Raw genomic sequence first — 15,294 nt, 5'->3', positions numbered from 1 at the left:
TCTAGCTACATTATAAGCTTTTTCAAACCAAGAAATACTTTTACTTATATCTCTATTAATAAATAGATCAGCTATTTTTTCAGCGATTTCTATTGAATCTTCCCAACGACATTTTTCTAGAGCTACCCTATAAGCTCTTTCAAGCACTTTCAACTTTTCTGAATTATCTGTATTAGTTTTTGAAATTCCTATGGCACCTGTTATTATTTTATCTGCATCTCCTGTTTTAATACCATCCTCGTATAAAGTACGTAATATAGTTATATCTGCCAAAATTCCACTTCCTTTCTTTGTTATATTAAACTTGCCAAATAAAATTCTCCAACCTTTCTTAAATTCCTCCCTCTTTTCGCATATTAATTGACAAAAAATTCCTCGAATTACTTTGAATTATGTCTAACCTGTTTTTAATATCCACAATTATACCTTACCAGTTAATCCCCCCCTTTCACACCCCAACCACCTTTTTTATCTCCTCCAGCTTCGCCTCTGCTTCTTCCCGGCCTAAAGCGATGATTTTATCTGCCTGGTCAAAATCGCGGGAGGAAAACGAGCCTACTTTGGGCTGCAGGATTATGTCGGCCTGGGAAGCGGTTAAGTCGAAATGGTATTTCTGCATGATATCAAGAGAAACCACGATTACATCCAGAGCATTTCTTATTTCTACCTGCCTATCAGGACCAAAAGTAACATCAACCGCTATTACGATATCGGCTCCTTTTTCCCGGGCTACATCTACCGGTAAGCGGTCGCTTACTGCCCCATCAACCAGAACCATACCCTCTTTTCTTACCGGGGTAAAAATGCCGGGTATGGATATGCTGGCTCTTATGGCTTCAGCTACGCTTCCTTCTTCTAAAACTATCCGCCCACCGGATATAAGGTCAGTTGCTACCGCATAAAAAGGAAGATTCAGGTCGGCAAAGGTTTTCTTTTTGGTGAGGAGTTCCAAAAGGTAGGTTATTCTCCTGCCGGCCATGAAACCCAGGCGAGGAATACGAATATCATAAAAAATGTCGGTATTCATCTGGCATATCATTTTTTCCAGAAGCTTAAGATTGGTTCCCGCCGCATAAATCCCCCCCACCATAGCCCCCATGCTGCTGCCAACTATAAAGTGAAAAGGAATACTGTTTTCTTCCAGTACCTGCAAAACTCCAATGTGAGCATAGCCTCTGGCACTGCCTGCTCCCAATACCAGAGCGATGCGGGAAGATTTTTCCATATTATTCCTCCTGTTTAGATTTTATCCTCTCATTCTATTATTCTCTTTTCTGCCATATTAATTTTTTAAGCCGTCCAGGGAGGGATTTTTTATGCAGCCTTTTCCCCGTTTGCTTTTTACAGCCATAATTTTAATCTTTACTTTTTTCATGATTATTAACCCGCAGGAAACAATTAATGCTGCTTTTAGCGGGTTTAAGTTATGGTATTCCATCCTGCTTCCTGCTCTTTTGCCTTTTTTTATCGCTTCCGAACTCCTGGTAAGCCTAGGGCTGGCAAAGTTTTTAGGATTGATACTGGAGCCGGTAATGCGGCCTCTTTTTAAACTTCCCGGCTGCAGTAGCCTAGCCATCGTAATGGGGTTTACTTCTGGTTTTCCGGTAGGAGCTGTTTTAACCAAAAAGCTTTATGATGAAAAAATGCTTACTGATGAAGAAGCAGAAAGGCTGGTATCTTTCACCAACAATTCCAGCCCTCTTTTTATTATAGGAGCAGTCGGAGTAGGTATGCTCAATTCGCCGGCTTTAGGATACCTGCTCGCTTTTGCCCATTATGCTTCTAATCTTCTGGTAGGCTGGTACCTGGCCCGAAAAGCCCCGGAAAAAATCCTGCCCTTATCTACTCTAAACCGGAATAATCTTAGACTGTTTCTAAACCTTAAGACACCTGGTATTGGCCGTTTGGCCGGTGATGCTATCAGAAACAGCATAGCTAACCTCCTGCAAATAGCCGGCTTTATAATAATCTTTTCCGTCTTTGCCCGCATGCTTATGGTGTGGGGAATTATGGACATTTTTGCCGGTTTCCTGCTTTCCATCTTACCCGGGACAGGATGGAGCTATCAAGCTGCCTATGGTATAGGAATGGGAATACTGGAAATGACTATCGGCATAAAAACAGTAAGTGCAAGCCGCATAGATCTGTTTTTCCAGCTTATACTTATCAGCCTGCTTCTTTCCTTCAGCGGCTTTTCCATCATCGCCCAGGTTATGAGCATAGTAGCCGGAACTAAAATCCGCTTCTCTTTTTACCTTAAAGCCCGGTTCATACAGATGGTATTCGCAGGCCTTTTCACCTATGCCGGCTATATATTCCTTACAAGCAGATCCGCTATTATTCCATCTCTGGCTCTTCCCTATTATAAGATACTGTATTCCCTGCACGCCTGGCAGATAGGAATAAACTGCTTCCTGATCGGAACCGTGCTTATAGGTATATTAATTATTATAAGCCTCATACTTAAAATAACCGCCCGGGAAACTACACCCTGACCTAGGAGGAAGCAGAATTTTTAAGTTCCTCTTTGCCCTGCTGAATAACATCCAGTCCTTTACGCAAGACTATTTCCATATGGGTTAAAATCCCTTCCGCATATTCGTCAGCATCTCTTCGGATTTCTTCGGCTACTTTCTGCGCTTTGGCTATTATCTCATCGGCAATCTGCTGAGCATTCTTGACTATTTCATTCTCATTTAACAGATACCTGGCCCTCTCTTCCGACTCTCTTATGTATTCTTCGGCCTGGCTATATGCCTCCCTTCTTATCCTTTCCTTTTCCTCAATGATAAGCCTGGCATGTTCCAGCTCTTCCGGCAAAATAGCCCTTATGCGATCTAGCCGATCTAAAAACAGATTAGGTTCAATCATGGTTTTTCCTGACAGAGGCACTCTTTTCCCCTCTTTTACCATGATTTCCAGTTCATCTAATATCCTAAAAATTTCCATCATCGCAAATCCTCCCGCAACATTTTATAATAATGCAAAGTTGAATCCCCATAGCTATTCATCCGGTATCTTACCAGACAGGTAAGCTTTTCCGGCATTTCCTTATCCCGTTTACTTCTTATTATTAATATACCGTCTTCTTTTAATAAATCGGCTTTATCCAGTGCCTGCATCACCCTAACAAATATGCCGGGATTGGTAAAAGGAGGGTCGGCAAATATAATATCAAATTTAAGTTTTCTCTTTTTCAGTATCTTAAGCGCTCTGAAAACATCATTGCAGTATACTTCAAAGCCTTCGGTAAAGCCACAGTTCATAATATTATCCTTTACCGCTTTTATAGCTTCCCGGCTGCTGTCAATAAATATGACCTGATCTGCTCCCCGGCTTAAAGCTTCGATGCCGGCATTCCCGCTTCCGCAAAAAAGATCTAAAAAGGCTGCCCCGATAACCTTTTCCCCCAGCACATTGAACAGGGCTTCCTTTATCATATCGGTAAGCGGTCTGGTATTAAGTCCGGGAGGAGCAATCAGCCTTTTATTTTTTGCTCGTCCTGCTATTACCCGCACTTTCGCTTCTCCTTACGATAATTCGCCAATACAGCATCTATTACCTTTTTTACCCTATTGATTTTATATTTTACCACAAATTTTTTTAAAAATACTGTATAGACTCGGCGAAAAATGGCAATGATATAAGTACCAGATGAAAATCTGGTAACAAACCCTCCCCAACAACTTTACAAAATTCTCCTCTCCCCAAAATGGCGGCTCAAAAGGCCGCCATTTTTATCTTTATCTGCTTTTGTTGAATCAAGGGTAAAAAATAGAAGGAAGTAAACGAAGAAATTCAGGAAAGCAAACACAATACTAGCTATAGTAAATATCAAGGGGAAAGTTAAAGAGCGTTAGCTGGTAATTCAATTCCAGGAAAAACCTTTATGGATAATACCTATATTATTAAATCCTTTTATACTACGTTAAAAAAAATTAAACTTTAAAAATTATCAATATTTTAATGTTTTGAAGCTAACCACATTTAAAAACCTGCATTCGGCAAGCAATGCCAATATCCATCTTCTTTTACCAGTTTAACCTTTTGCACTAAAGTATTACTGTTAACACTTCTGTTTTCTGCTACTATACATGCTAAAGCTTCATCACCATAAATAAGATAATCTTTACTCGCATAATACGCATAATTTTCAGTTTGTGTGATCTGTTTCAAAAATTCTTTCCTGTCATCGAATAATCCCGCATTACTCGTAAACAAAATATCTAACATATCATAATCTTTATTTTTTCCCGCATATATCTGCAAGTTTAAAATTTCAGCAGGTGTAAGTTGAGGTAAAAATTCTACTCTCCTATACTGTAATTTATTTTTTACAGGTGGCAAAACTTTTTCTCCATCCATTTCCAGCACAGCTCCCAAAGTAAGCAAAGGGATAAAAGCAATACCTCCCATTTTCCTATCATACCAAACAACAAAACTATCATTTACCGTTACCCTTTCCACCGTATCAGGCAAAGTAAATTTTCGCTTTAAAGCAGTAGAATAAAAGAAATTTTTTCCTGTATAGTTTTGTTGCCAGGCAACAATTCCATGGCTTATGGAAGGAGCATAATACTCCAGATAAGATCCTTTTTTAGAACTTATAATACTAATTAAACTATCATTTTTCAGGTCATATAAAACAATATTTTTATTTTCTGGATATTCAGTACTATAGGTATTAGCCACTAAATAGTTTCCCCATATGTCAGGAGTAATCGCATTATCACCGAAATCTATCTTACGGCTGCTTTTCTCAGAAATAGAATAAAGCCAAACTTCTCCCTTCATTTGAGAATTCCACTGTCCCTTATGCCAGGTTATATAATCACCATATATTTTAGGAGCTCCATAATACTCATCTTTCCCTTCTAATTCTGCTATAACTGTTTTTTCATCATCATCTAAAAAACACAAAAAAATAGAGGTTTTTATGGTTTTTCCATTATCTATAGTAACATCGTAAACCAATTTATCTTCATAAATTTCTACATGCGGAAAATCTGGCCCTGTTTTTTCAGTATAATACCCCTGGGCCAAACAGACTTTTTTTCCCGTTTTGCGTTCCAGTTTCCATAATCGCCAGTCAGTATTATTATTTTCTACCCATATCATCCATTTTTCATTGATCGCCGCATTAAAAGGATAAAACTGCGAAGAAACATCAGCTACCTTTACGGCATCTTTTAAAAAAGGGTTTATAAGATAAATACTGTTCCAATAATTATTTTCTCCGTTTTTTATAAGGCCAATCATTTCTCCTTCCTTATCGGCTGCCAGTATTTCAAAAAGTTGAGGAGAATAATAGTAGGAAAGTAAGATCCCACATTCATTATCCTCCCAGTCCATTTTTTTTACATCTATTTGAACTTTATCTGGCCCCTCGCGTTTTTTCACATTCTCAGTTGTCACTAAACATCCGCTAATTAATAAAAAACAGCATAAAAATAAAATATGGTTTAATAAAGTTTTTTTTAGTTTCATCAATCAACAACTCCCTATAATACTATTGGCGAAATCCTAAATAAACTATTTCTTATAAAAAACTTGGCATTCAAAATTTGTAATAATGCTCCCAAAATAAGGCAGAATATAATTTTCCTCATCTATTCTTAAATTGGAAAAATCTTTAATATATTAAGCCTAACCCCTGCATAAGACTAGATAATCTACTAGCACTTATATAATGAGGTCCATAAGCCGCACTTTTATATCGGTTAGGGTCAACGTAATGGCATTGTTTAAAAGTAGCATCTGTATCACTCCATTGATATCCATCACCAGTAACATAGTGGTAAATTTCCCCACTCGTGTAACCAATCAAATAACCTCTTTGACTATTCATATGACAATCATAAATTAAAGGCCATCCTGCATTTACATTGTTAACAGTACGATTGTACACATCATTTTCACTTGGCGACCATTGAACTCTCCATGATACCCCTCTATTTGTCCAACTATTCAATGTTAGAATCCAATTACCTACAAAAGATGTCCCCTGAGTTGTAGTTCCCAAATCACTTGCCAAATTAGTTTGGCTTAAGTTCTTTCCATTATTAGGATTATAGTTTATTCCCTTAAATTTTAATAATTGGTAAGCAGAAGCTGGTCCGCAATAATATGTAGTTTCTTGTCCATATGTTTGTACTCCTAGAACATTCGAATATATCATTTTAGTTCCTATTAACTCCTTTTGTGGTAAAAAAACGTTAATCCCTATAATAAGATCTGAAGTTTTATCAAATTCTTTTAATAAAAAAGGATAATATTCTTTTAATAAATCTCCATCGTTTTTTAAGCTTCTTTCGAAAATTATCACCAAATCATCTAATCTCTTCTCGCGATTTTGTTGAACTTTAAATTCCTCCTCTGTTAAATTCGGCTTAGTTATTAATTGAAAATCTCTTTCTTTTAAACCAGCATTATCTGCAGCAACAGGATTAATCAACAAAAAAATAATAGCAATCAAAGATAAAAACATCATGAAGATTTTAGGTATTTTTATCATAAAACTATTCTCCTCTCCTAAATATCCTGATTTAATTCTTATTTCAATATAAATAAAGTTTTTTCATTATCACCCCCATTATTTTTTCAATGTAAAAAAGTCATATATTATAATTTAAACAAATTATTACAATTATATAAAATATTATGAAACCTTCTATTCTTCCAAAATATATACCTTCTTCTTTTTTTCTTCACTTTTTGGTTTTTTTTGTATTATTCAATTTAATATTTCCGCATATTTTTTCTTCCTGCTGCGGATAATATAGGAAGCAAAAGGAGGTTATAGCTTATGAATGAACTTTTAAGGTTTTTGAACCTGCGGGTAGACCTGGCCGTAGAAGCCAGAGACCTTATACGGGGAGCTACCGGACAGGAAGTGCCGGGAGTAGAAGAAACAGTAGAACAGATGGAATATATTAAAATTAATACTATAAACATATTAAACGAAATCGGTGCTCAGCAGATGGGACGTCCTATCGGTACTTATGTAACTATCCAGTCTCCTCCTCTTAAAATTAATGATCCTTATGTGAAAGATGAAATAATCACCGCTATGGAAAAAAAGCTGCCCCTGCTTTTCCAAAATATGCTTAAACCAGGAGATACTGTCCTTCTAGTTGGACTTGGCAACTGGAGGGCTACAGCTGATGCTCTAGGCCCTAAATTTATCGAGTACAGCCCTATAACCAGGCATTACCATCAGGAAGCTCCCCAGGCTCTGGTAGAAGGAATGCGCCCGGTATGCGGCATAGCTCCGGGAGTTTTAGGAATAACCGGCATTGAAACCTTTGAAATTATAAAAGGAGTGGTAGACCGCATTAAGCCTGCCCTGGTAATAGCTGTAGATGCTCTGGCGGCGCAAAATGTGGAACGCATAGGTACCACCATCCAGATGTCCAATACCGGTATACAACCGGGAGCCGGGATAGGTAATATGAGGCACTCTCTAACCTATGAAGGATTAGGCGTGCCTGTTATTGCCATCGGCTGTCCTACCATAGTAAATGCCGGCATTATAGCTGACCAGGCTATAAGAAAGTTTTGTCTGCACAGCGGAGCTATGTATAATGAAACCCGGGCAGTTGACGCCATCAAAGAGGTGCTCTCCTTTTTCGGCGGAGGTCTGGGGGTTACCCCTACGGAAATCGATGAGATAATTGAAAATGCTTCCCGTATCCTGGCTATGGGTGTAGCCAAATCGTTATTCCCCGGCATCTCCGAAGAACAGCTGGAGCTTTACGCCACTTAATGTACAGCTGTTAAAATGGAAAGCGGGCGCATAAGAGGATTATACGCCCGCTTCTCTCACCTATAATCAGGATTAGTGCTATTATTTCATACCACTCTGCTGATTTTGCTGCTTAATAGTAGTCAGGTCCTGAGTCATGCTGAGGGAAGTGCCAGCTCCGCCAGCAGCTCTCTGCTGATAATCATAGATCATCTTCTTAACCATCTGTCCGCCTATACTTCCAGCCTGGCGGGCAGTAAGGTCCCCATTGTAGCCAGGTTTCAGGCTAACCCCTACTTCCTGAGCAGCTTCATACTTGAACTGCTCCATAGCAGCCTTAGCCTGCGGTACCAGTATATTGTTTCTTGCCATCCTGTTCACCTCCTTTGCTTTGGTAGTCTTATTGTTTCACAGGGCTGTTTTTTATATGCTAGAAGTATTTTCATGTCTTTTTAACATTTTCCCCTCTTTCCTTCGACCTTCTAGAAAGGAAAAGCCCCATTTCCTGAGCTACTTCAAACTTTACCTTTTCGATATCTTTGCTCTTTTCTCTATCATCCTTCATCCTGTCACCTCCATATAATTTTTTTAATTTTGCCAATAAAAAAAGCTAAAACAGGTCAAGATTTTGCCACCTGTTTTAGCTTGCAAACAATTTTAAAAACTTATACCGGTTAATTATGAATTACATCTTCTTCCTTTTTAAATTTTTTATTTATATAAAATAATAATTTATCATCAACTTCGGTAAGTCTAGCCAGCTCACGCGCACTTTCAATCAGCTTTCCATCCCTGATAAGGTCAGCTACCTTCAGCTGGTCAAGCCCGTGCTGCCTTACCCCCCAGAAATCCCCCGGGCCTCTAAGGAGCAGATCTTCAGCGGCCAGCTTAAAGCCGTCATTGGTATTCTCCATCGCTTTTAAACGACGCAAAGCTTCCTCGGTTTTAGGCTCTCCCAGGAGGAAACAGTAAGCCTGCTCACTTCCCCGTCCCACCCTTCCTCGTAGCTGATGCAGCTGGGAAAGTCCGAACCTTTCCGCCTGCTCTATAACCATTACCGAAGCATTGGGTACATCTACCCCTACCTCTACTACGGTGGTGGAAACCAGAATATCTAAAAGGCCGGCCTTAAAATTTTCCATAATATATTCCTTTTCTTTGGGCTTCATGCGTCCATGCAAAAGTCCTACCCTGTAACCTGTAAAAACCTTATTTTTCAACTCTTCATAAAGGCCTACGGCTGCCTGTAAATCCTGTTTTTCCGACTCTTCAACCAGAGGGCATATAAAATAAGCCTGTCTGCCTTTTTCCAGCTCTTCCTTTATAAAATCGTAAACCCTGGACCGGAAAGTTTCTTTGACATAAATAGTTTTCACCGGCTTGCGTCCGGGAGGAAGTTCATCTATAACCGAGAGTTCCAGATCACCATAAATCGTCAAAGCCAGAGTTCGCGGTATGGGCGTTGCAGTCATAACCAGGATGTCGGGAAAATTACCTTTCTGGCTTAAAAGCGCTCTTTGCTTGACCCCAAAGCGATGCTGCTCATCTATTATTACTAATCCCAGCTGGTCAAAAAACACATCTTCCTGAATTAAAGCATGGGTACCTACCAGTATATCTATTTCTCCCCTGCTTAACGCATCGAGCAGCATCCTTCTCTGGCTGCTCCCGGTGCTTCCCGTAAGCAGAGCTATTACTGTATCAGTATGGGTGAAAAATTTTAAAATCGATTTATAATGCTGTTCGGCTAAAATTTCGGTAGGAGCCATAATAGCAGCCTGATACCCGCTGGCTACCGCTTTGGCCATAGCCAGAGCAGCAACTACCGTCTTGCCTGCCCCAACATCTCCCTGCACCAGACGGTTCATTTGTCTGGCACTTTCCATATCCTTAAATATTTCTTCTATAACCCTCTTCTGCGCTCCGGTTAGGGCAAAAGGAATATTTTGATAAACCCTGGCTACCAGGTCATTTTTTTCCTTATGTATAACAAAACCGCTTTTTAAAGCCGGCTTCCTTTCCTGTTTTATTCCTGCCTGAAAAAGAAAAAGCTCCTCAAAAGCCAGCCTCTTTCTGGCTTTTTTATATTCTTCCCGGCCGGCAGGAAAATGTATGTTGAAAAAAGCCTCCTTAATGTCTGCTAAATCATATTTTTCTCTTATATCCGGAGCAAATATTTCTGGATAATAGGGCAAAAACTCCTGCAATACGTTAAACATGACCTGGCGCATTATTTTCTGATTCAAGCCATCAGTCAGGTTGTAAACCGGAACTACTTTAAAAGCTATTTCCTCTTCACCCACCACTTCATATTCACTCACATGGATCTCCAATCCGCCATAAGCGCTTTTTACTTTACCTATTACTATCAGTTCCTGGCCCTTTTTTAAAACCTTTTCCATATAAGGCTGATTAAACCATACAGCCTGAATAAAGCCGGAACTATCCTTAAGCCAGGCTTTGACTATACTCATCCCCCGGCCGGTTTTAAGGTTCTGTACTGACTCCACCCTGCCTCTTACCATATTTTTCTCGCCTATTTTCACATCGTTTATGGCTGCTATATTTTCATGATTAACATAAGCCCGGGGAATATTCCATAATAGGTCAAAAACCGTATTTATGCCTAGCCGGTTGAAAAGCTTGCTTCTTTTCGGTCCTACTCCCTTTACATACTGGATTTCCCGGAACAAAGCTTCCATCTTCTCGAACACCTGCCGCCCAAAATTTTAAGGAGTATTCTACCGCTAGAGAATACTCCTCCTTAAGTGAAAAACTATTCCACCGCCACCAGAAAACTGTAATGAGGCTGTCCTCCATAATGAACTTCCACATCACAATCCGGATAAAGCTCCATCAATTCTTCTTCAATCTCCTGAGCCTCTTCTTCGGTTATCTTACCGCCATAAAATACGGTAATAAGCTCACTATCCTCCTCCATCAGGCGGGCTATAAGCTCCTTTAAAGCTGTACGGTCATCAGGAGCAGTTAAAACAACCTTCCCTTCTTCCAGGCCGATTATATCTCCTTCTTTTATCTTCAGGCCATTTATAGCGGAATCTTTGACCGCATAAGTTATTTCTCCCCATTTTACTCCTGCCATCTCTTCGCTCATAGCCTGAGCTATCTCTTTTATGTCCCCTTCCGGGTCATAGGCAATAAGTGCCGTTACCGCCTGCATAACCGAACGGGTAGGAACTACCTCTACTTCCTTGGCACATAATTCAGCTGCCTGTTCAGCGGCCAAAATAATATTGCTGTTGTTGGGAAGTACAATTACCTTTTCCGCATCTACTTCCCGGCAGGCATTAAGTATATCTTCGGTACTTGGGTTCATAGTCTGCCCGCCTTCTACGACCTTATCTACTCCCAGGCTTTCCAGTATTTTTTTAATTCCATCCCCTACCCCTACGGCCACCAGGCCCAGTTTTTTGCTGTATCTTTTCTCTTCTTCGCCTCCATTCTCCGCCATCTCTTCCCAGTTCTGCAAGTGTTCATGGGCTTCTTCCAGCATATTGTTTATCTTTATATCACTCAAATCTCCCCATTGCAGACAGGTTTCCAAAACCTTGCCGGGGTGGTTGGAATGGATATGCACTTTGACCAATCCTTCATCCCCTACTACCAGCATAGAATCACCCAGAGGGGCTAGATGGTCCTTGATATCATCAACATCCAGATTTTCACCTTTTATAAGCAGTTCGGTACAGTACTGAAATTCCAGAACTATCTCTTTTTCTCCCTTTTTAGCGGCTTTAGTCTTTATTTCCCGATAGCTTTCCAGCTCTATCTCTCTTTCTCCCGCCAAGCCTTCTACCAGACCTTCCAGAAAATAAAGAAGGCCCTGCCCGCCGGCATCAACTACCCCTGCTTCCTTTAAAACCGGAAGCATGCGCGGAGTCCTCTCCAGGGTAGCATAGCCTTTCTCGATGGCAGTTAAAAGACAGGCAATTATATCCCGGTTTTTTGCCGCTTCTTCTTCACAGGCTTTAGCCGTCTCCCTTATTACCGTAAGGATAGTTCCCTCCACCGGCTTCATAACTGCCTTATAAGCAGTTTCCGTGCCTGCCTTTAGAGCCTGGGCAATATCCATAGCACCGGCTGTTTTCTTGCCTTCCAGAACCTTAGCCATTCCTCTGAACACCTGGGACATTATTACCCCTGAATTTCCGCGGGCTCCCATAAGAGAACCCATTGAAAGGGCTTTCGCCACCTTGCCGATAGCTTCTTCTTTATTTTTTTCTCCTTCTTTCACTGCCGACAACAAGGTAAGATACATATTGGTACCGGTATCCCCATCCGGGACCGGAAAAACATTAAGCAGATCAACCTTATCGCGGTTATGTTCCAGCTTGATACAACCTGCTTTTACGCCTTTTATCCAATCAATCCCGTTTATCTGTTCTATTGCCAATGCCAGTTTCCTCCCCTAGTTTTCTTTCATTACTTTTACTCCTTTAACATTTACCTCTACTCTAGCTACCGGTAATCCAGCTTCATTTTCCAGAACATAAGTTACCTTTTGTATTACATTATGAGCTACTTCATGAATTTTTACCCCATAACCTACTATAACATTAAGCTCCACAATCAGCCCTTCTTCAGAATCCCTGACTTCTACACCCTTGCGAATAGATTCTATGCCTAAAATACTGCTGATCCCGGATTGAATATTTTGCGGAGCCATGCCTACCAGGCCGTAACAATTTACAGCCGCTAAACCAGCAATAGTTTCGACTACTTCTTTGGCTACCAGTATATTCCCTAATTCATTCGTTTTTACTTTATACATTTCTATCCCTCCTAAACTATAAGGATACTAATTTTAATTCTCCAGTGCAAATATTTATTCCTGCTTCTTGCCCTTTAGCCTCCCTTTTGCTAAAATATTTAAGTGACTGTAAAAGAGAGGGGGCAGAACTATGGCCAAATGTGAAATATGCGGCAAAGGTGTTACTTTTGGCAAACAATACAGCCACTCCCATATAAGGACTAGCCGCCAGTGGAAGCCTAATCTGCAGCGGGTAAAAATAATAGTGGACGGAACTCCTAAGCGAGCATATGTCTGCACCCGTTGTCTGCGTTCGGGCAAAGTTCAGAGAGCGGTTTAAGCTTTAAAGCCTTAGATTATCTATCTAAGGCTTTCTGCTTTTTTCCGCATATATTTCGTCCAGATCATATACATAAACTTCATTGCAAAAATTACATCTTAACTCCAGCTTACCTTCTTTCTCGTAAATATCCCGAATTTCCTCTTCGGCAAAACCGGCCAGGATACTTTTAAGTCTTTCCCGGCTGCATTTGCACCTGAAAGTTAAATCCCTGCGCTCTAAAATTTCATATTTTATGTCCCCCATAATCTCAGCCAGAATATCCTCCAGGCTCTCTTTATTTTCCATAACCCCGCTTATAGGCCCCATTTGCATCACATTTCCCTCGATTTTAGCCAGTATTTTATCATCAGCTTCCGGCATAGCCTGAAGCAGAAGTCCTCCTGCCCTTCTGATGCGCAAATCCCTGTCTACCAGAACCCCCAGAGAGACTAAAGAAGGTATCTGCTCTGATTTCATAAAATAATAAGCTAGATCTTCGGCTATTTCCCCGCTTACCAGTTCCACCCTGCCTACAAAAGGCTGTTTCAAACCTAAATCTTTTATAACCTCCAGATAGCCATTGCCTATAAGTGTTCCTACATCAAGCTTCCCCGGATACCGGGGAGGCACATCGGCTTCGGGATTTAAAGGATAAGCCCTCGCTCCACCTTCAGCATCGGCAGTAGCTATTATACTCCCTACCGGACCATCACCTGCTATTTTAAGGGTTAGACTATCCTCCTTTCCTTTTAAATCTGCTCCCATGAGAAAAGCTGCTGTAAGCAGACGGCCAGTTGCTGCGGAAGCCGTAGCCGAAGTATTATGTCTTCTTCTCATTTCCTCTACAGCTCCCGTAGTATGAGCTAAGAATATGCGTACATTTTTGCCTGCATCAGCCGCGCGCAGCAAATAATCCCTGTTCATAACCTCTTCCTCTCCTGCTATCTTTTTAGTAATTATACCTTTTATATCCTCTTTTTAAAAATAATATTTAAAAAAGAGGATTATCCTCTCCTATGTATAATTTAAAGATATAACTTATTGGGGGGGATTAAATATGCCACTTTACGAATTTGAGGGTAAAAAGCCGGTAATCGGGGAAAATTCTTTTGTTCATCCCCAGGCCACGGTTATCGGCGAAGTGATTATCGGAAAAAACTGTTATATAGCAGCAGGAACCGTACTTAGAGGAGATTACGGCAAAATAACCATCGGCGATGGTTCTAATATTCAGGACAATGCCGTTTTACATGCCGAACCAGGAACGGAAGCCGTAATTGCGGAAAATGTCCTTATAGGGCACTCGGCCATCGTACACGGGCCATGTTATGTTGGCGAATATGCCATAATAGGCATGGGAGCCATAGTAAATAATGGATGCCGTATCGAACCTGAAGCGGTGCTGGCTGCCGGAAGCCTGCTTCCACCTGGTAAAACGATACCATCCCGTAAAATAGCTATGGGAAATCCAGCCAAAGTGGTAAAAGATGTTGATGAAAATATGTTAAATTATAACAAGCTGGCGGTCAAAATCTATCAAGACCTGGCCCAGCGCTCTTTTAACGGTTTAAAACCTTTAAATGGATAATAAACTACAAAATGTTATCATCCCCTATATGGACATATAGCTGTAAAAAAGATACTATTTTATATCTTATTTTCCTCATCTCCAGGCTCGTCCCTGAAGGCCCTTTTTCAGGCTATTTGAGAGATACAAAAAGAAAAGTTAAAATAATGGAGTAAATCAGGCTTATTTATGAGCCTGATTTTTTGTTACCGAACTACTTTTAACCCTTATTTAGGGGGAGAAAGGAGAGTTTTTATGTCTAAAAAAAATCTAGCCTTAATCGTTTTTTTATCTTTTTTCATGGTTACGCTGGCTTTCGTCCTGGCCGATGATGTACAAGCATCTCAGCCTGTACTCAAATGGGGCTCAAGAGGTGAAGCTGTTAAAACCTTGCAGCAAACCCTTAATAACAAAGGCTACTGGTGCGGAACAGTTGATGGGATATTTGGGAACAGAACATACAATGCAGTTATAAAATTTCAAAAAGATGCCGGCATTAAGGTTGACGGCATAGTTGGTCCCCAGACCTGGAGCGCTTTAGGAAAAAGCTCAAATACAAATTATACCCAGCCTTCCCGGGGAACAGCCAGAACTTTAACCGTAGTGGCAACAGGTTATTGTCCCTGTTACAAGTGTAACTATCCGTTTCACGGACAACCTTCTTACCTGGGTTATCCATTAAGAAGAGGAATTGTCGCCGTTGATCCTAAGGTAATCCCCATGGGCAGCCGTCTCTACATTCCCGGCTATGGTGAAGGTATAGCTGCTGACCAGGGCGGGGCCATCAAAGGCAACCGCATCGACTTATGTTTCAGTACCCATCAGGAAGCATTAAACTGGGGAATCAAAACCGTAACTATAACCATATATCCATAAAAAATTCCGGGGGA

16 protein-coding genes and 1 pseudogene are annotated in these 15,294 nt (G+C 40.6%); 5 read left to right on the top strand and 12 right to left on the bottom strand.

Annotated features, from left to right (window positions below; translation table 11 throughout):
- Nucleotides 1-273, bottom strand: a 273-nt coding sequence (locus tag BUB92_RS06900) for a hypothetical protein (RefSeq protein WP_143156888.1), incomplete at its 3' end; no start/stop codon positions are given.
- 175 nt (nt 274-448) lie between these two features.
- On the bottom strand, nt 449-1,225 hold the full coding sequence (locus BUB92_RS06895) for a patatin-like phospholipase family protein (protein ID WP_073091994.1): 777 nt from the start codon (nt 1,223-1,225) through the stop codon (nt 449-451).
- Between the two features lie 91 nt (nt 1,226-1,316).
- Between BUB92_RS06895 and ylbJ the strand changes: the two genes are divergently transcribed.
- Nucleotides 1,317-2,495 (top strand): sporulation integral membrane protein YlbJ, encoded by a 1,179-nt coding sequence (gene ylbJ, locus BUB92_RS06890; RefSeq protein WP_073091991.1) that lies wholly within the window; start codon nt 1,317-1,319, stop codon nt 2,493-2,495.
- 1 nt (nt 2,496) lies between these two features.
- Here ylbJ and BUB92_RS06885 read toward each other — a convergent pair whose 3' ends face one another.
- From BUB92_RS06885 to BUB92_RS06870, 4 genes are all read right to left on the bottom strand, one after another.
- Nucleotides 2,497-2,952 (bottom strand): SPFH domain-containing protein, encoded by a 456-nt coding sequence (locus BUB92_RS06885; protein ID WP_084728387.1) that lies wholly within the window; start codon nt 2,950-2,952, stop codon nt 2,497-2,499.
- Entirely contained in the window at nt 2,949-3,518 is a 570-nt protein-coding gene (gene rsmD, locus BUB92_RS06880) for a 16S rRNA (guanine(966)-N(2))-methyltransferase RsmD (protein ID WP_073091988.1), read from the bottom strand. Before rsmD ends, BUB92_RS06885 begins: the two co-directional genes overlap by 4 nt.
- 469 nt (nt 3,519-3,987) lie before the next feature.
- Nucleotides 3,988-5,415, bottom strand: coding sequence for a hypothetical protein (locus BUB92_RS06875; RefSeq protein WP_143156887.1), 1,428 nt, complete (start codon nt 5,413-5,415; stop codon nt 3,988-3,990).
- A gap of 217 nt (nt 5,416-5,632) precedes the next feature.
- Entirely contained in the window at nt 5,633-6,514 is an 882-nt protein-coding gene (locus BUB92_RS06870) for a C39 family peptidase (RefSeq protein ID WP_073091983.1), read from the bottom strand.
- A 291-nt stretch (nt 6,515-6,805) separates the two neighbouring features.
- On the opposite strand from BUB92_RS06870, the gene gpr reads away from it, so the two are divergent.
- Complete coding sequence (gene gpr, locus BUB92_RS06865) at nt 6,806-7,765, top strand: GPR endopeptidase (protein WP_073091980.1); 960 nt, start codon at nt 6,806-6,808, stop codon at nt 7,763-7,765.
- A 171-nt stretch (nt 7,766-7,936) separates the two neighbouring features.
- On the opposite strand, the pseudogene BUB92_RS06860 reads toward gpr, so the two are convergent.
- The 5 genes and pseudogenes from BUB92_RS06860 to BUB92_RS06845 form a co-directional block, all read right to left on the bottom strand.
- Nucleotides 7,937-8,116 (bottom strand): annotated as a pseudogene (locus BUB92_RS06860) (alpha/beta-type small acid-soluble spore protein); the annotation flags it as partial.
- Between the two features lie 70 nt (nt 8,117-8,186).
- Complete coding sequence (locus BUB92_RS11950; RefSeq protein WP_278280505.1) at nt 8,187-8,309, bottom strand: hypothetical protein; 123 nt, start codon at nt 8,307-8,309, stop codon at nt 8,187-8,189.
- Between the two features lie 109 nt (nt 8,310-8,418).
- Nucleotides 8,419-10,446 carry an ATP-dependent DNA helicase RecG gene (gene recG, locus BUB92_RS06855; RefSeq protein ID WP_073091978.1) on the bottom strand — a complete coding sequence of 676 codons (2,028 nt, stop codon included), beginning with the start codon at nt 10,444-10,446 and terminating at the stop codon, nt 8,419-8,421.
- A 74-nt stretch (nt 10,447-10,520) separates the two neighbouring features.
- The gene (locus BUB92_RS06850; protein ID WP_073091975.1) at nt 10,521-12,158 is read right to left on the bottom strand and encodes a DAK2 domain-containing protein; all 1,638 of its coding nucleotides are present in this window, start codon (nt 12,156-12,158) and stop codon (nt 10,521-10,523) included.
- 15 nt (nt 12,159-12,173) lie between these two features.
- Nucleotides 12,174-12,536 (bottom strand): Asp23/Gls24 family envelope stress response protein, encoded by a 363-nt coding sequence (locus BUB92_RS06845; RefSeq protein WP_073091973.1) that lies wholly within the window; start codon nt 12,534-12,536, stop codon nt 12,174-12,176.
- A gap of 130 nt (nt 12,537-12,666) precedes the next feature.
- On the opposite strand from BUB92_RS06845, the gene rpmB reads away from it, so the two are divergent.
- Entirely contained in the window at nt 12,667-12,855 is a 189-nt protein-coding gene (gene rpmB / locus BUB92_RS06840) for a 50S ribosomal protein L28 (RefSeq protein WP_073091971.1), read from the top strand.
- Nucleotides 12,856-12,879: 24 nt separating this feature from the next.
- Here the strand turns inward: rpmB and hslO are convergent, their stop codons facing one another.
- Entirely contained in the window at nt 12,880-13,761 is an 882-nt protein-coding gene (gene hslO, locus BUB92_RS06835; protein WP_073091968.1) for an Hsp33 family molecular chaperone HslO, read from the bottom strand.
- Nucleotides 13,762-13,894: 133 nt separating this feature from the next.
- Between hslO and BUB92_RS06830 the strand changes: the two genes are divergently transcribed.
- Both BUB92_RS06830 and BUB92_RS06825 read left to right on the top strand, forming a co-directional pair.
- Nucleotides 13,895-14,425, top strand: coding sequence for a gamma carbonic anhydrase family protein (locus tag BUB92_RS06830; protein ID WP_073091966.1), 531 nt, complete (start codon nt 13,895-13,897; stop codon nt 14,423-14,425).
- 234 nt (nt 14,426-14,659) lie between these two features.
- Complete coding sequence (locus tag BUB92_RS06825) at nt 14,660-15,280, top strand: peptidoglycan-binding protein (RefSeq protein WP_073092009.1); 621 nt, start codon at nt 14,660-14,662, stop codon at nt 15,278-15,280.
- Nucleotides 15,281-15,294 lie beyond the last annotated feature (14 nt).

The organism is Thermosyntropha lipolytica DSM 11003 (assembly GCF_900129805.1).
GTDB classification, from domain to species: domain Bacteria; phylum Bacillota; class Syntrophomonadia; order Syntrophomonadales; family Syntrophomonadaceae; genus Thermosyntropha; species Thermosyntropha lipolytica.
Note: the sequence above shows the minus strand (reverse complement) of the source record. Positions and strands in the feature narration are given on the sequence as shown.